This is a genomic window from Actinokineospora spheciospongiae, from assembly GCF_003182415.1.
In the GTDB taxonomy this organism is placed as follows: domain Bacteria; phylum Actinomycetota; class Actinomycetes; order Mycobacteriales; family Pseudonocardiaceae; genus Actinokineospora; species Actinokineospora spheciospongiae.
This window is the reverse complement of the sequence record NZ_QHCP01000008.1, coordinates 176,194-192,180: the sequence shown is the minus strand read 5'-3', so window position 1 is coordinate 192,180 and position 15,987 is coordinate 176,194. Positions and strand designations below refer to the sequence as shown.

General features: G+C 73.8%; 15 protein-coding genes. 9 read left to right on the top strand and 6 right to left on the bottom strand.

Annotation, left to right across the window (positions count from 1 at the left end; all coding sequences use genetic code 11):
- Nucleotides 1-38: 38 nt before the first annotated feature.
- Nucleotides 39-1,112 carry an acyl-CoA dehydrogenase family protein gene (locus DFQ13_RS21780; RefSeq protein WP_063936021.1) on the top strand — a complete coding sequence of 358 codons (1,074 nt, stop codon included), beginning with the start codon at nucleotides 39-41 and terminating at the stop codon, nucleotides 1,110-1,112.
- On the opposite strand, the gene DFQ13_RS21775 is transcribed toward DFQ13_RS21780, so the two are convergent.
- Nucleotides 1,055-1,672: a cysteine hydrolase family protein gene (locus DFQ13_RS21775; RefSeq protein WP_110081138.1), complete on the bottom strand. Its 618-nt coding sequence runs from the start codon at nucleotides 1,670-1,672 to the stop codon at nucleotides 1,055-1,057. The genes DFQ13_RS21780 and DFQ13_RS21775 overlap by 58 nt on opposite strands.
- 148 nt (nucleotides 1,673-1,820) lie before the next feature.
- A complete protein-coding gene (locus DFQ13_RS21770; protein ID WP_110081137.1) occupies nucleotides 1,821-2,351 on the bottom strand; it encodes a hypothetical protein in 531 nt (176 codons plus the stop codon).
- Between the two features lie 456 nt (nucleotides 2,352-2,807).
- Here DFQ13_RS21770 and DFQ13_RS21765 point away from each other — a divergent pair, with 456 nt between their 5' ends.
- Complete coding sequence (locus tag DFQ13_RS21765; RefSeq protein WP_110081136.1) at nucleotides 2,808-3,986, top strand: S8 family peptidase; 1,179 nt, start codon at nucleotides 2,808-2,810, stop codon at nucleotides 3,984-3,986.
- A gap of 76 nt (nucleotides 3,987-4,062) precedes the next feature.
- Here DFQ13_RS21765 and DFQ13_RS21760 read toward each other — a convergent pair whose 3' ends face one another.
- Together DFQ13_RS21760 and DFQ13_RS21755 are read right to left on the bottom strand one after the other, a co-directional pair.
- Nucleotides 4,063-4,380 carry a DUF3040 domain-containing protein gene (locus DFQ13_RS21760; protein WP_110081135.1) on the bottom strand — a complete coding sequence of 106 codons (318 nt, stop codon included), beginning with the start codon at nucleotides 4,378-4,380 and terminating at the stop codon, nucleotides 4,063-4,065.
- A 282-nt stretch (nucleotides 4,381-4,662) separates the two neighbouring features.
- Entirely contained in the window at nucleotides 4,663-6,492 is a 1,830-nt protein-coding gene (locus DFQ13_RS21755) for a hypothetical protein (RefSeq protein WP_035288115.1), read from the bottom strand.
- Between the two features lie 136 nt (nucleotides 6,493-6,628).
- Between DFQ13_RS21755 and DFQ13_RS21750 the strand changes: the two genes are divergently transcribed.
- The 3 genes from DFQ13_RS21750 to DFQ13_RS34025 are packed head-to-tail and all read left to right on the top strand — an operon-like array spanning nucleotide 6,629 to nucleotide 8,363.
- On the top strand, nucleotides 6,629-6,970 hold the full coding sequence (locus tag DFQ13_RS21750; protein WP_110081134.1) for a cupredoxin domain-containing protein: 342 nt from the start codon (nucleotides 6,629-6,631) through the stop codon (nucleotides 6,968-6,970).
- A complete protein-coding gene (locus DFQ13_RS21745; RefSeq protein ID WP_110081133.1) occupies nucleotides 6,967-8,208 on the top strand; it encodes a hypothetical protein in 1,242 nt (413 codons plus the stop codon). Before DFQ13_RS21750 ends, DFQ13_RS21745 begins: the two co-directional genes overlap by 4 nt.
- Entirely contained in the window at nucleotides 8,205-8,363 is a 159-nt protein-coding gene (locus DFQ13_RS34025) for a hypothetical protein (protein WP_181400095.1), read from the top strand. Before DFQ13_RS21745 ends, DFQ13_RS34025 begins: the two co-directional genes overlap by 4 nt.
- Here the strand turns inward: DFQ13_RS34025 and DFQ13_RS21740 are convergent.
- A complete protein-coding gene (locus DFQ13_RS21740) occupies nucleotides 8,327-9,559 on the bottom strand; it encodes an MFS transporter (RefSeq protein ID WP_110081200.1) in 1,233 nt (410 codons plus the stop codon). The genes DFQ13_RS34025 and DFQ13_RS21740 overlap by 37 nt on opposite strands.
- Nucleotides 9,559-10,044 carry a MarR family winged helix-turn-helix transcriptional regulator gene (locus DFQ13_RS21735; RefSeq protein WP_325050951.1) on the bottom strand — a complete coding sequence of 162 codons (486 nt, stop codon included), beginning with the start codon at nucleotides 10,042-10,044 and terminating at the stop codon, nucleotides 9,559-9,561. The genes DFQ13_RS21740 and DFQ13_RS21735 overlap by 1 nt, the downstream gene beginning before the upstream one ends.
- A gap of 192 nt (nucleotides 10,045-10,236) precedes the next feature.
- Between DFQ13_RS21735 and DFQ13_RS21730 the strand changes: the two genes are divergently transcribed.
- The 4 genes from DFQ13_RS21730 (at nucleotide 10,237) to DFQ13_RS21715 (ending at nucleotide 15,410) form a co-directional block, all read left to right on the top strand.
- Complete coding sequence (locus DFQ13_RS21730) at nucleotides 10,237-11,193, top strand: LCP family protein (RefSeq protein WP_110081132.1); 957 nt, start codon at nucleotides 10,237-10,239, stop codon at nucleotides 11,191-11,193.
- Between the two features lie 135 nt (nucleotides 11,194-11,328).
- A complete protein-coding gene (locus tag DFQ13_RS21725; protein WP_110081131.1) occupies nucleotides 11,329-12,360 on the top strand; it encodes an NAD(P)/FAD-dependent oxidoreductase in 1,032 nt (343 codons plus the stop codon).
- A 201-nt stretch (nucleotides 12,361-12,561) separates the two neighbouring features.
- A complete protein-coding gene (locus DFQ13_RS21720; protein ID WP_110081198.1) occupies nucleotides 12,562-13,449 on the top strand; it encodes an alpha/beta hydrolase in 888 nt (295 codons plus the stop codon).
- An 80-nt stretch (nucleotides 13,450-13,529) separates the two neighbouring features.
- Nucleotides 13,530-15,410: an FAD/NAD(P)-binding protein gene (locus DFQ13_RS21715; RefSeq protein ID WP_110081130.1), complete on the top strand. Its 1,881-nt coding sequence runs from the start codon at nucleotides 13,530-13,532 to the stop codon at nucleotides 15,408-15,410.
- Nucleotides 15,411-15,987: the final 577 nt, after the last annotated feature.

Sequence of the window (15,987 nt, the reverse complement as noted above, 5' to 3'; positions counted from 1 at the left end):
CGCGCCCACCCGTCAGCGAGTCAGGCTAGCCTAAGTTCATGGCTGACCTCGTGGAGCGCGCCCGGTGGATCGCCGAGACCGTGCTGTTCCCGGACGCCGACCGGGTGGACCGGACCGGGGTCGTCCCGGAGAGCCACTGGCGGGTCCTGGCGGCCGAGGGCTTCTACGGCGTGGCCGCCCGGCAGGACGTCGACCTGGGCGCGATGGGTGAGGCGCTGGAGGTGCTCGCGGGCGGGTGCCTGGCGACGACGTTCACCTGGGTGCAGCACCACGGCGTGGTCATGGGCCTTTCGCGATCGGACAACACCGGGCTGCGGGAGCGGTTCCTCGACGCGGCCGTGGCGGGCCGGGTCAGGGGCGGGGTGGCGTTCGCGGGCGCGCTCGCCGACCCGCCCCGGCTGCGCGCCGAACCCGTGGACGGCGGGTGGGCGTTCACCGGCGACGGGCCGTTCGTCAGCGGCTGGGGCACCGTCGACGTCCTGCAGGTCTCCGGTGTGCACGGGGACTCGGTCGTCAACGCCCTGGTCGACGCGAAGGCCGCGCCGGGCCTGACCGCGCGGCCGTTCGACCTGGTCGCCGCCCAGGCGACGAACACCGCCCGGTTGGTCTTCGACGGCCTGCGGGTCCCGGCCGACCGCGTGCTCTCGACGGTCGGCCTCCAGGACTTCCGCGCCACGCAGGCATTCGGCTCCCGCCTCAACGGCTGCCTCGCGCTCGGGATCGCGCGCCGCTGCGCCACCCTGCTCGACGACCTCGACCAGCCCACCGCCGCGGCGGCGATCCGCGACCGCGTCGACACCGTGCGGACCGACCTGGACGCGGGGCTCGGTGACGTCGACGCGCTGCTCGCCGCCCGGGCCGCGGGTTCCGCCCTGGCCTACCGGGCGGCGGGCGCGGTGGTCGTGGCCGAGGGCGGTCGCGGGGTCACCGCGGGCGGCCACGGCCAGCGGCTGGTGCGCGAGGCGGGTTTCACCCTGGTCGCGGCGAGCCGCGCGGCGGTCAAGGCGGCCCTGCTGGCCGACCTGACCGGCGCGCCCGACCGGGGTCACGGCGGTCAGGACAGGGCGGCGATGACCTCGGTGGAGGTGACCGGCAGCGAGAACATCGGGTAGTCGTGGGCGATCGCGTTGTCGTGCTCGGCCTGGGAGGTGGCGGCCAGGCAGTCGGTCAGCGTGATCACCCGGTAGCCGTTCTCGTAGCCGGTGCGCATGGTGGACTCCACGCAGCAGTTGGTGAGGAACCCGCCGAGGACGATGGTGGTGATCCCCTTGCTGCGCAGGATGAAGTCGAGGTTCGTGCTGGCGAAGGTGTCGAGGCCGCGCTTGCCCTCGACCACGATGTCGCCGGGCTGCGGGGCGAGGTCGTCCACGATCGCGGCGCCCCACCCGCCCTGGACGAACGCGCCGCCGTCGACCACGCCCTTGAGGATGCCGTACGGGTGGCGGGAGATCTCGTGGTAGCCGGGCGCGAACGAGATCGGGGCGTGCATGACGGTCGCCCCGGCGGCGCGGGCCGCCGCGACCAGGGCGACGGTGTTGGGCACCGTGCCGGTCTTGGCCATGACCTCGGCGACGGCGTCGTGCAGGACGCCGCCCTCGGTGGTGAAGTCGTTCTGGAACTCGATCAGGACGACGGCGGTGGTCGCCGGGTCGAGCGTGAGCGGTTCGGTCATCGCGGCACTCCTTCGGATGGCGTCCCGGCCATCCTGGACCGCCGCGGCGCGCATGACGATCACCCGGACAGGTCTGCGCGGAGGACCCGGGAACGGCGTCGGCCCCGGCCGGGGGAACCGGGCGGGGCCGACGTCGCAGCGGTGGGGGTCAGCAGGCGGCGACCATGTCGTCGGCGGTCTGGTTGACCTTGGCCTCGTCGGTGCCCTGGGCGGCGGCGACGAAGGCGCGGGCGGCGGTGCGGCACTTCTCGGCGGCCGCGGCGTCGCCCTCGGCCTTGCGCTGCGCGCTGCGCGCCTTGTCGGCGTCCTCCTTGGCCGAGGCCAGGTCGGCCTCGGCCTTCTTCCTGCCGTCCTGCGCGGAGGTCAGCGCCGAGGTCTGCTGCTGGTACCTGGTGTCGAGGTCGTCGCGGTCGCCCTTGGCGCCCAGCCACAGGAACACGAACACGGCCGCCGCGGCCAGCGCCACCGCGGTCGCCGCGCCCAGGCCGATGAGCGCACCCCGGCCGCGCTTGGCCCCCGGCGGCGGGGGCGGGTTCAGCGCGGGCTGACCACCGGTCATCGGGTACGCGCCGGGCTGCTGCACGGGCTGGCCGCCGGTGCCCGGGCCCCAGGTCGGGACGCCGCCGGGGTTGGGGTGGTGGCCGCCGCTGTGCGGGTCCTGGCCGTACGGCGTGGTCATCTGTCCAGTCCTCCCGGGGAACGTGCCCGAAGCCGGTCCGCACCGAGCATGGGCGCAGGCACCGACGGGTGAGCGGCGATTCCCGGCGACCACCCGATCGGACCAATCGGGACAAGTGTGCCGGGCGGCGCGAACCCCGCCCCACCCGGGTGGACCGCCGCTCGCGGGCCACGAGCCGGAAACACCGCGGCAAAGCAATTGCCCCGGGTGGGCGACGTTTTCACCAAAGGTGATGAAATGGTTTCCGAGTATTGAACGGCTGCCACGTCCGGTTTCCGCGCACCACAGTTGCCAGTATTTCCCATTCCCAGTCATTGCCATATTCGCAGCGTGTTCTCGCAGGTGGACGGTCGTCCCACTTCTGGCCGATGCCGCGGCCGGGGGTGCCCGCTTAATGTCGTTCGCGGTGGCGAGTCCCTGCCCGCCGCCATTCCCTGCGAAGAACGGAAGACACGTATGCGCAAGTTCAGCCTGTTCGCCGGGCTCGGCGCGGCCACCGTCGCGCTGGGCCTCCTGGCCACCCCGGCCCAGGCGGCCGCCGAGGGCACCGTGCTGGCCGCGGACTCCGCGAGGGCGGTTCCCGGCAGCTACATCGTCACCCTCAAGGACACCGCGGGCCTCAGCGCCGCGAGCGCGGACTCGCTCACCAAGACCTTCGGCGGCACCGTGGACCGGGTGTACCGGTCGGCGCTGCACGGCTTCTCGGCGAAGCTGTCGGAGAAGCAGGCGAAGCGGCTGGCCGCGGACCCGTCGGTCGCCTCGGTCGAGGCCGACCAGGTCGTGCACGCCGACGCCACGCAGACCAACCCGCCGTGGGGCCTGGACCGCATCGACCAGCGCAACCTGCCGTTGGACGCGCGCTACACCTACGCCAGCACCGGCGCGGGCGTCAACGTCTACGTCATCGACACCGGTCTGCGGGTCAGCCACTCGCAGTTCGGCGGCCGGGCGCGCAACGGCTACGACTTCGTGCAGAACGACGCGGTGGCCCAGGACGGCAACGGCCACGGCACGCACGTGGCGGGCACGATCGCCGGGTCGACCTACGGCGTGGCCAAGGGCGCCACGGTCATCGGCGTGCGGGTGCTGGACAACAACGGCTCCGGCACCACCGCGGGGGTCATCGCGGGCATCGACTGGGTGACGGCGAACGCGGTGAAGCCCGCGGCGGCCAACATGAGCCTGGGCGGCGGCGCGTCCACCACCCTCGACGCGGCGGTGCGCCGCTCGATCGCCTCGGGCGTGACCTACGGCGTGGCGGCGGGCAACAGTTCCACCTCGGCGGGCTCGACCTCACCCGCCCGGGTGACCGAGGCGATCACCGTGGGCGCCACCGAGCGCACCGACGCGCGGGCGAGCTACTCCAACTACGGTTCGGTCGTGGACATCTTCGCGCCGGGTTCGGGCATCCTGTCGTCCTGGAACACCAGCGACACCGCCACGAACACCATCAGCGGCACCTCGATGGCGACCCCGCACGTGGTCGGTGTGGTGGCGCGCTACCTGGCCACCAACCCCGGCGCCACCCCGGCGACCGTGGCGTCCTACCTGACCTCGCAGGCCACCACGGGCAAGGTCACCAACCCCGGTTCGGGTTCGCCGAACCGCCTGCTGTACGCCGCGCCGACCCTCTGACCTCAGGCGGGCAGGCAGCAGTAAGGACAGCAGAACACGGTCCCCGGCGCTTCCCCGGCGCCGGGGGCCGTGCGCCCTACACCGGGGGCAGCGCCCCCGGGAGTCCACCTTCGCGCGCTTCGGGCCCCGGGCTGGGTTCCGGCGCGTCGACCAGCAGGACGGCCGCGGCGGCGATCATGCCGCAGAACACGACCAGCGGCGCGGAGACGAGCAGGCCGACCACGGCGACGAGCACGGCGACCCCGGCGAGGGAGAGCCTGCCCGGTCCCGGCACGGCCCCGGCCGCGGGTTCGGCGCGGAACGCCGAGACCATGTCCGGGTCTTCCTGGTCGAGGCGCCGTTCGATCTCGGAGAGCACGCGCTGCTCGTGCCATGTCAGTCGGCTGGGGTCCATCACCACACCACCTTCGCGCCAGGCCGTTCGGTACCCATATGCCCAGCCGAGAACGGGATGAAACACGATGTCCTCCCGGGACCTCGCACAGCTCGGAACCGACGCGGCCCCGACCGCGAACGGCCGGGGCCTGGCTGGGACGTTACCCGTGTTCAACGGGAATCTGAACAGCCTCGGGCGTCGTTCGATTGGGCGAGTCGGCCTCGACCTCGAATCGGTGGCGGATCGGGTGGTCGCCGGGCGAGCGGGACGGGGGCAGCGGGTCGGCGCGGCGGGGTTCGGTCAGGGCAGTGCGGAGACCTCGCGGCGCGCGGTCGGGGCGCCCGCGGCGGCCGCGGCGTAGAGCCAGGCGAAGAACGCCCACATGCCCGCGAAGATCGCCCCGACCAGCAGGTAGCCGATCGTCCAGAGCACCAGCGGGGTGTCGGTCTTGCGCTCGCGCTGCAGGAACGAGATCTCGGAGATGAAGTCGCGCGGCCCGGAGACCGCCGAGATCTCCGGCGCGTTCGCCGCCGGGTCGGCCGGGGCGTAGATCGGGGCCAGGGTCATGACCCGGTTGGCGGCGTGCAGGCGGATGCCGGACTTCCACTGGCCGAAGGCGGGCAGCGGCTCGGCGGTGCGGTAGACGCCGTCGGCGACCTCGACCAGCGGCGCGGTGTAGAAGTCGCCGCCCTGCCAGGCGAAGCCGTTGAGCCAAACCGCGTCGCCCGCCAGTTCCGGGTCGGAGATGGTCACCGTGGCGTTGACCCAGCGCGGGACGCCGCCGCCGTGCGGGTTGGAGATCTCCTGACCCTGCGGGGACTCGCTGAGCGCGATGTCCGCGGACAGGCCCGGCGGCGGGTCGGCGGGGACGACGACGGCCGCCATCAGACCGGTGACCAGCAGCGCGCCGACCAGCCCGCCGAGGTGGCGGGTGCGGAACGGCTCGGCCGGGGTGGGCCGCTCGCGCAGCGCCGCGACGTCGGAGACCCGCCGGTGCTGCCAGGCGCCGACCAGCGCGCCGCCCACGCTCGCCAGCGCGCCGAACACCAGGAACAGCGGCAGGTGCGCGGCGGGCCACGGGTTCGGCATGAGCCACTGGCTGAACTGGTACTCCCCCAGCAGGCCGACGGTGCCCGAGGCCAGGCCCGCCACGACCGGGAACCGCCACCCGTGCCCGGCCCCGACCAGCAGCGCCACCACCTCGATGACCACGGCCTCGGCGACGTAGGGCAGCAGCGAGGCCACGTGCAGGCCGTCGACCGCGGGCAGGACTGCGAACAGCGCCCGGGTCAGCAGGAACACCGCGAGCACGAACAGCGTGCCGCCCGGTCCCCAGGACAGGCGGGCGAACACCAGCGTCCACGAGCCGATCAGGCCGACCAGGACCACCTGGGCGAGCATCGGGAACTGCGGCACGCCGAGGTCGAACTCCATCAGGAACGCCGAGGCGCCCATGGTCCAGGCACCCGCGAGCACCGGGCCCTGGACGCGCACCGCGAGCCCGGTCGCGCCGACCTGGCGGGCTTCGGCGAGCAGGAGCTGGATGCCGATCACCACGCCGATGCCGCCGCCGATCATGAGCACGTGGGTCGGCCCCCACTCGGTGACGTCCTGCCCGAACAGCCGGTGCCACACGTCGTCGAGCGGGAAGCCCGCGACGCCGACCAGGCCGGTGCCCATCATCTGGATGCTGCCCATCGGGGCGCGCCAGTGCGGGCCGATCTTGAAGGTGCGGGCGGGCAGGTCGCCCTTGGCGAGCGCGGCGCTGAGCACGCCGCTGGCGAAGATGCCCATCAGCCCGAAGTAGATGGGGTAGTGCGAGGGGTTGGCCAGCGGCCCCTCGTCGCGGCCCAGCTCCATGTGGATCGGGACGTCCCAGTAGACGCCGATGAGCGCGGCGAGGCCGGAGAGCCCGGCCACCAGCATCGGCATCGCCGCCCACCGGGGCATGCCGCCGACCCGGCCCATCCAGTCCGCGACCCGGCCGATCACCGTGCGCTTGCCCGCCCGCTCGCGGATCACGAACACCGCCAGCGGCAGGAAGACCACCGCGAACATGAGTGCCGCGAGCACGATCTGGCCGAACTCGGCCCCGCCCGCGGGCGGGCTTCCCTCCTGCGCCAACAACACGGTGTCGCCTTCCTCGCCGAAGGGGGTGTGAACCGGGAGTAGCAGTTAATCAAAGTAACTGTTACTTTCGATCACACCTTAGGGCCGTCCCGATCGGGCGGCAAGACCCGGATTCCGGCGGAAAGGACGCGCGAGGATGCGCAACCCCCTGGTGGCGGCAGCCGTGCTCGCCCTGCTGGCGAGCTGTTCCACGGCGCCCTCGACCACCCCGACCGAGCAGGTCGCCCGGTTCACCGTCCGCGCGGGCGAACGGGTCGCCGGACCGGAGCGGGTCGACGCGCACCCCGGTGACACCGTCCGCATCGAGGTCACCTCGGACGTGGACGACGAACTGCACGTGCACGGCTACGACAAGGCCACCGACCTCGTCGCCGGGCAGCCCGGCTCGGTCTCCTTCACCGCCGACGCCACCGGCGTGTTCGAGGTGGAACTGCACCACAGCGGCGCGGCGGTGACCTCGCTGCGCGTCTCCGGGTGATCCTGGCGCACGGCCTCGGCGGCCGGTCCGACCTGCCGGTGCCGCTGTGGCTGGCGCTCAACGCGGGCGCGGCGGCGGTGCTGGTGTCGTTCCTGGCGCTGACCGCGCTGTGGACCCGGCCCCGCCTGCGCGGCGCCGAGGGCGGTCGGCCGGTGCGGCTGCCGGTCCCCAGGGTGGCGCTCAAGGTCGTGGGGGTGCTGCTGCTGGCCGGGTTCCTGGCGGTGGCGTGGGGCGGTCCGTCCGATGTGGAGCACAACCCGGCGCCCGCGTGGTTCTACGCCTGGTTCTGGGTCGGCCTGGTGCCGGTGTCGCTGCTGTTCGGTCCGGTGTGGCGGCTGGCGAACCCGCTGCGCACTTTCGCGGCGGGGCTGGGGCGGCTGGTGCCGCGCCGGGAGCTGCCCGCCGTGGGGCACTGGCCCGCCGTGGTGAGCCTGTTCGCGTTCCTGTGGCTGGAACTGGCTTCCGGGTTCTCCGACTCGGTGCGGGTCGTGGCGGTGTTCGTGACGGTGTACGCGGTCGTGCACGTGGTGGCGGGCGCGGTGTTCGGGCCGGGGTGGTTCGACCGGGGCGACGGGTTCGAGCTGTACTCGGTGCTGGTGGCCGCGCTGTCGCCGCTGGGTCGGCGCGCGGACGGCGCGCTGGTGCTGCGCAACCCGCTCGACGGCCTGATGACGCTTCAGGCGCGCAGCGGGCTGACGCCGTTCGTGTTGCTGGTGCTGGGTTCCACGGTGTTCGACGGGTTGACGCGGCTTCCGGTTTGGACGTCTGCGCAGGGGACATCCGTTCAGAAGCTCTTCGGGGCCTCCGCCGCGGTGGGCACGGTCGGGCTGGTGGTGGCCGTCGCGGCGACGGCGCTGGCCTACGCGGGGGCGATCCGGCTGACCCGGCCGTACCTGCGCCGGTCGGTGGCGGCCTACGACGCGTTCGCGCACACGCTGGTGCCGATCATGGTCGGGTACACGGTGGCGCACTACTTCTCGTTCGCGGTGTTCGAGGGGCAGCGCGGGTGGACGGCCCTCTCCGGCGCCTCGGTGGACTACACGCTGCTCTCGGCGGGGCTGATCGCGGCGGTGCAGGTCGGCGGGATCGTGCTCGGGCACGTCCTGGCGGTCACCTCCGCGCACGACCGGTCCCTGCGCGACCTGCGGCCGGGGTACGAGCGGGTGGGCCAATACCCGATGCTCGCGCTGATGGTCGGGTACACCGCCGTTGGCATCGCGCTGGTCTCGGGGGTGTGACGGTGTACCGAGCCGGGGACCTGCCGGTGATCCTGATGCACCAGGGCGGCTGGGACGAGATCGCCGTCTTCCTCGGCCCGGTGCTGATCATCGCGCTGCTGGTCGTCGTCGCCCGCCGTCAGGCCCCGCCCTCGGAGGAGGAAGACGGCGAGTAGGCGTGCCCGCGCAGCCCGGGGGTGAACGCGCCGACGGCGGCCACCACGGCCACGCACAGCACCCCGCCGCTGACCAGCGCGGCCGTCCCGGTGGTGGCGTGGGCGACCAGCCCGGCGCGCAGGTTGCCCACGTCCGGCCCGGCCTGCCCGACGACCATCTCGGCGGCGGCGACCCGGCCCAGCAGCTCGTCCGGGGTGTTGAGCTGCACGATCGCCCCGCGCGAGACCACCGACACGGTGTCGGCGGCACCCGCCAGCACCAGGGCGCCGAGCGCGGGCCACGGGTCCGCCGCGAACCCGAACAGCACCATCGCCAGCCCCCACGTCGTCGACCCGGCGAGCATGACCACGCCCTGGCGCGGCAGCCGGGTGAAGGTCCCGGAGAACACCGACGCGACCACCCCGCCGACCGCGATCGCGGACAGGAACAGCCCCAGCGTGCGCGGGTCGTCGCCGAAGCGCTCCGCGTTGAGCAGCGGGAACAGGCTGATCGGCATGGACAGCACCGTGGCGGCGAGGTCGGTGAGCAGCGCGCCGCGCACGGTCGCGTGCCCGGCCAGGAACCGCAGCCCGTCCAGCACCCCGCGCACCCCGGGCCGGGCGGGCTCGCCGCCGGGCGGCATGGCGGGCAGCCCGAAGGCGCCGAGGAAGGCGGCCCCGAAGGTGGCCACGTCCACCAGGTAGCAGCCGCCGACGCCGACCCAGCCCAGCAGCAGGCCGCCGAGGGCCGGGCCGAGCAGCATCGCGCCCTGGAACGAGATCCGTTGCAGCGCCAGCCCGGCGGCGAGTTGGTCAGCGGGCAGCAGTCGCGGCGCGAACGTCCTCGCGGCAGGTCCACCGCCCGCGACGAAGCACGACTGCACCGCCACGAGCACCAGCACGACGACCACCGGCACGTCCAGGAACGCCTGCACCGCGAGCAGCACCGAGCACACCGCCTGCCCGGTCAGGGTGACCAGGTGGAACTTGCGGCGGTCCACCCGGTCGACCAGCGCCCCGGCGAACATCCCCAGCGCGATCAGCGGGACCGCCTGCGCCAAGCCCACCGCACCGGTCCACAGCGCCGACCCGGTGGCCTGCCACACCTGGTAGAGCACCGCGACGAGCGTCAACTGCGAGCCCAGCCCGGCGAACGTCCGGCCGATCCACAACCCGCGGAACGACTTCGACGTGCGCAGCGGGCGGAGGTCGACCATCACCCCCACTCGGGGTCCTGCCGGAGCTTCTCGGTGATCCGGTCGTGGAAACCGCGCCGGGCCAACGCCGCCTCGATGTCGACCACGACCCGGCTCAGCGGGTAGGGGATCTCCGCCTCCAACTCGGCCACGGCGGCCTCGGTGGCCCGCCACTCCGCCGCGAGCGCGCCCACCTCCCGCCGCGCCCTGGCGGTCAGGGTGATCCTCTTGCTGCGCGCGTCGACCCCGGTCGTGGTGCGCACGAGCCCGGCCGCGCGCATGGCCTTGACCTTCTGGCTCATGGCCGAGTGCGTGCGCTCGACGGACTCGGCGAGTTCGGTGATGGTCATCGGGCCGCGCGCGTGCAACCGGATCAGCTCCATCACGAAGCTCGGCTTGAGCCCGGCGACGCCCCGGTCGGCGTAGAGGCGGGCGATGTCGTCGTCCATGGCGGCCTGGAGCAGGCGCAGCGGCCGCCAGCGGCTGTGTTCGGTCGGATCTTGCACGCGGCGATCATAACAGCACTTGTATAAGTCCTGTTGGAATTTTGGCCCGCTCTGGGGGCGCTCACTCCGCGTGGCGATGGCGTTCGCGCGGCCCGTCCGCCGAACGGGTGAGGTGCGATGCCGGTCAGCGGCGTTTCACCTGATGAAGTCGTGTCTTGGCTTAGCCCGTGCGGGTGACGCACACTGACCCGCATGAGACTGCGCGCGGTGACCGTGTTCGTCCGGCTGCTGGTCGCCGTGGCGGCGGTGGCGGTCGTGGCGGGACTCGGCGTCGGCTGGGTGGTCAGCTCGGCGTTCACCGACGGCGTCGCCACCCTTCCCGGCGACACCCTCTCCGGCCTGGCCGACCGCCCCGCCGAGGAACCGGGCGACCCGCTGACGATCCTGCTCATCGGCAGCGACGAGCGCACGGGCGAGGACGCGGGGTCCGGCGTCACCGGGCAGCGCGCCGACACGATCATGGTCCTGCGCGTCGCGGCCGACGACAGCCGCATCGACGTGGTCTCCGTCCCGCGCGATTCCTGGGTTCCGCTGCCCGGCCACGGCGAGGCCAAGGCCAACGCCTCCCTGGCCTACGGCGGGGTGCCGATGACGGCCGGGTTGGTGGAGGGCCTGACCGGCTGGCGCCTCGACCACGTGGTGCTGGTCGACTTCACCGCGGTCCGCGAGATCACCACCCACCTCGGCGGGGTGACCGTGCACAACCCGTTCGAGACCACCGACTCCCGCACCGGCACCACCTTCGCCCAGGGGCAGATCACCGTCGCGGGCGACGACGCGCTGACCTGGGTCCGGCAGCGCCAGGGCCTCGACCGCGGCGACCTCGACCGCATCGACCGCCAACAGCAACTCCTCCAGGCCGTCGTCGACGAGTTGCTGACCCCGGACACCCTCGCCGACCCGGCCAGGCTCCGCCTCGTCCTGACCGCCCTCGGCTCCCACGTCGCGCTGGACGCCGACCTGACCGGCCCCGAACTCCCCCGGGTCGCCGGGCGGGTCGCCGCCGTCCCCGACGACCAGCGCCACTTCCACACCGCCAAGACCGACGGCTCGGCCCGCTCGGCGGACGGACAGGAGTACCTGGTCCTCGACAAGCAGGACCTGCTGGCCCTCTGCGCCGACATCACCGCGGGCAAGGACCCGGCCTAGGACCACGGCCACGGCGGCGCGACCCGTGATCGGCAGCTCCAGCGCTTGCCATTTGAGCAAAGATTGTTGCCGCTTGGGCCAGATCGGCGCAGTGTTGTCAGCACACCGCTGACGGACTGGACCGAGGAGCCACCGATGCAGATCGAGAACAACAGCTACGAGGCCGTGGTCGTGGGTGGCGGCGCGGCCGGTTTGTCGGCGGCGCTGGTGCTGGGACGCGCGCGCCGCTCCGTCCTGGTGATCGACGCGGGCGAGCCGCGCAACGCCCCCGCCGGTCACATGCACGGCTACCCCTCGCGCGACGGGATGCCGCCCGCCGAGTTCCTCGCGGTGGTGCGCGGGGAGGTGTCGGCCTACGGCGTGCGCATCGCCTCCGACGAGGTGACCGGAGTCGCCCCGGACGGCGGGGGCGGGTTCGACCTGACCCTCGCCACCGGGGGGCGGGTCCACGCGCGGCGGCTGGTCGTCGCCACCGGTCTGGTCGACGAGCTGCCCGGTGTCCCCGGGGTCGCCGAGCGGTGGGGCAAGGACGTGCTGCACTGCCCGTACTGCCACGGGTGGGAGGTGCGCGACCAGCCGATCGGCGTCCTCTACCCGAAGGCGGGTGGGGTGCACCAGGCGCTGCTGTTCCACCAGCTCTCGAAGGACGTCACCGTGTTCCTCGACGGTGTGGACGTGAACGCGGTGCCCGACGCGGAGTGGCAGTTGCTCCGGGCGGCGGGCATCTGCGTCGTGCGCGGGGAAATCGAGAAGCTGGAGGTCGCCGAGGACCGGCTGACCGGTGTGCGGCTCACCGACGGGAACTTCTTCCCCCGGTCCACCTTCGTCGTGCCGCCCCGCATGGTCCCCCGCGACACCCTGCTGTCCTCGCTCGGCGCGAAGCAGGCCGAGACCCCGTTCGGCCGGTTCGTCGAGGTCGACGCCACGGGGATGACCAGCGTGCCGGGCGTGTGGGCGGCGGGCAACATCACCGGCCCGGCCGAGCAGGTGGTGAACGCGGCGAGCGCCGGGTACCGGGTCGGGGTCGCCGTCAACACCCAACTGGTCTTCGCCGACGCGGAGCGCCGGGCCGAGCGGCAGCGCACCGAGGTGTTCACGCCGGAGAACGAGCGGGCAGTGGCCCGCTCCCGCGCGGGCGGCATGACCGAGGAGCGGTGGGCGGGCTGACCGGGGGCGGTCAGCGGCATCCTGCCGTCCTCGCCGGACCGCGCGCCCCGCGGCTGCTGGGCCGGTCGGCCGACTGACCCGGCCGCCGACCGCAGGAGCGGTGAAACGCCCGTCCCGGGTCCGCGATCCACCCGGACAGGGGTGGGCGGGCGGCGGGAGAGGAAGATCATCCGCCGTCGGACTCGGACTGGGATGTGGTGGATGCGCGAGATCGAGATGGCTGTGGACCTGCCGGGCGGCGGCGGGGTGACCGGCACGCTGGTGCTGCCGGACGGGGACGGCCCGCACCCGGCCGTGCTGCTGCTGTGGGCCGGGCGGGTCGACCGGGACGGGAACCGGCGGTCGGGGGCGCTGGGGCTGGGGCCCGCGGTGGCCGGGGGGCTGGCCGCGCGCGGGATCGCCTCCTACCGCTACGACCGCACCGGGACCACGGACGCGCGGTGGCGCGCGATGGGGTTCTACGACCACCGCGAGGTCGCGTCCGCCGCGCTGGCGGCGCTGGCGGCGCGGCCCGAGGTGCGCGGCGTGGGGCTCCTCGGGCACAGCGAGGGGGCGCTGCACGCGCTCGGCCTGGCCGCGCGGACCGAGGTCGACGCGCTGGTGCTGCTGTCGTGCCCGGCGCGCAGCGGCAAGCGGGTGTTCCTCGACAGCGCCCGGCACTGGACCCCGGCCGACCTGCCCCGGCGCAGTCGGCTGCTGCTGCGGGTGCTGCGGCGCACCGCGCAGGAGCAGATCACCCGGGAGGTGGCGCGCGCCGAGGCGGGCGACCCCAGGGTGGACCGGTCGCTGCGCGAGTTCGTGCACCACGACCCGTGCGCCGACCTGGCCGCGGTGCGGGTGCCGGTGCTCGCGCTGACCGGGGAGAAGGACATCACCGTCGACCCGGACGACCTGGCGGTGATCGCGGACCTGGTCCCCGGGGAGGTGTCCGTGCGGCGCGTGCCGGACCTCACCCACCTGCTGCGGCTCGACCCCGGGGTCCCGTCGCGGGAGGACTTCCGCAGGCAGCTGGCCGAACCGGTCGACCGGGAGGTGGTGGCCGAGGTGACCGGCTGGCTGGCCCAGCGGATGGTCGAACGGGTGCGCTGAGGCCGTCCCACTGGGTGGACGGCCCCTCGCCGGCCGGACCGCAAACCTACTGTCGGTGGGGACCGGATCGGAGGGGCGCGGTGGCAGCAGACGACCGGGTGTCCGTCGCGGTGGTGGGCGCGGGGCCGAGCGGGGTCGGGCTGGTCGAGCGGATCGCGGCGAACGCGCCGGAACTGTTCACCGGGCACCTGACCGTGCACCTGATCGACCCGCACCCGCCCGGCGCGGGCCGGGTGTGGCGCTACGAGCAGTCCCCGCTGCTGTGGATGAACTCCATGCCCGAGGACGTCACCATGTTCCTCGACGGGTCGGTGCGCTGCGCGGGCCCGGTGCGCCCGGGCCCGACCCTGGCCGAGTGGGCGGCGGGCATCCGCGCGGCGGGCGGGGAGGGCGTCCCGGAGGACCTGCGCGCGGAGTTCGCCGAGGCCGCCCCGACCCGCTTCCCCACCCGCCGGTTGCAGAGCGCCTACCTGGACTGGTTCTTCCGCGGCGTGCTCGCCGACCTGCCGCCCTCGGTGGAGGTGGTGGTGCACGAGGACACCGCGGTCGACGTCACCGGCGACCCGGGCGGCCCGCAGTCGGTACGGCTGGCCGAACGGGCCGAGCCGCTGGTGGTGGACATGGTGGTGCTGGCCATCGGGCACCTGGACGTGGACCCGAGCCCCACGCAGCGGGCGCTGGCCGAGTACGCCCGCGAGCACGACCTGCGCTACGTCCCGCCCGCCTACACCTCCGACATCGACCTGTCGGCGCTGCAACCCGGCGAGGACGTGCTGGTGCGCGGCTTCGGCCTGGCCTTCATCGACCTGATGGTGCTGCTCACCGAGGGCCGCGGCGGCCGCTACGAGACCGAGGGCGGCACGCTGGTCTACCACCCGTCGGGCAAGGAACCCCACCTGCACATCGGTTCCCGGCGCGGCGTGCCCTACCGCGCGAAGCCGGAGTACCGGTTGCGGGCGCCGTTCGCCGCCCTCCCCCGCTTCTTCGACAACGCGGCGATCGCGGAGCTGACCGCGCGGCCGGAGCCGCTGGACTTCCGCCGGGACCTGTGGCCGCTGATGGCCAAGGACATCGGCTGGGCCTACTACACGGAACTGTTCACCGCCCACCCCGAGCGAACCCGGCTGCCGTTCCCCGACTTCGAGGCGGCCTACGCGGCGGCGGAGTGGAACAGCCCCGAACTGCGCGCCCTGGTCGAGGCGGCGGTGCCCGCCCCGGAGGACCGGTTCGACCCCGACGGGCTCGACAAACCGCTGGCGGGCCTGACCTTCCCGGATCGGGGGGCGTTCACCGAGCACCTGCACTCCCACATCACCACCGACCTCGCCCGGCGCGCGAACCCGGGGTTCAGCGCCGACATGGGCGCGTTCCTGGGCCTGCTGGTCAGCTTCGGACAACTGTCGAGGGTGGTGGCATCGGGCAGGCTGACCCCGGACGCGCAGATCGACGACGTGGACGGCTGGTGGTTCGGCTTCTTCAGCTACTTCGCCAGCGGACCACCCGGACCCCGGCTGCGGCAACTGCTGGCACTCTCCCGCGCGGGCGTGGTCTCGTTCGTCGGACCGGACATGTGGGTGCGCCCGGAGGACGGCCGCTTCGTCGCGGGCAGCCCGGCCGTGCCGGGACAGCAGGTGGGCACGGCGCTGGTGGAGGCACGGCTGCCCGCCCCGAGCGTGCGCCGGGCCACCGACCCCCTGATCACCGCCCTGCGCGACCGGGGCGAACTGGTCGAGGAAGTGCTGACCGGCGGCCGCTCCACCGGCCGCATCACCATCCGCTCGGTCGGCGACCTGGTCGACGCCACCGGGACGACCAACCCCAGGCGCATCGCCATGGGCCCGCACACCAGCATCCGAGCGGCAGGCGCCTTCTCCCGCCCCCACACCAACGCCCCCGGCTTCCGCCGCACCGACGCGGTCGCCCGAGCGGTCCTGCAACGCCTCAACCCGACAACCCCGTAGAACCCGCCGCCACACCCCACCGCCGCAACGACGACCAGCCAGCCAGCCAAGAACCAGCGGCCCGGCTACGCGACTGCCCGGGTGGGCGGATGCACTTGCCGCCCACCCCGCCAACCGCCAGCCCGGCCACCAGCCACCCCGGAACCACACCGGCGCAGCAGCCCAGCCGACCACCCCGAAACCGCCGCCCCGGCAAGCAAATGCCCGGGTGGGCGGACGCCCTGAACGCAGGCCGACCACCCCGAAACCGCCGCCCCGGCGAGCGAACTGCCCGGGTGGGTGGAGGTACTTGCCCAGCCGACCACCCCCGAAACCGGCGGCCCCGCGAGCCGACTGCCCGGGTGGGTGGAGGTACTTGCCCAGCCGACCACCCCCGAAACCGGCGGCCCCGCGAGCCGACTGCCCGGGTGGGTGGAGGTACTTGCCCAGCCGACCACCCCCGAAACCGGCGGCCCCGCGAGCCGACTGCCCGGGTGGGTGGAGGTACTTGCCCAGCCGACCACCCCCGAAACCGGCGGCCCCGCGAGCCGACTGCCCGGGTGGGTGGAGGTACTTGCCCAGCCGACCACCCCCGAAA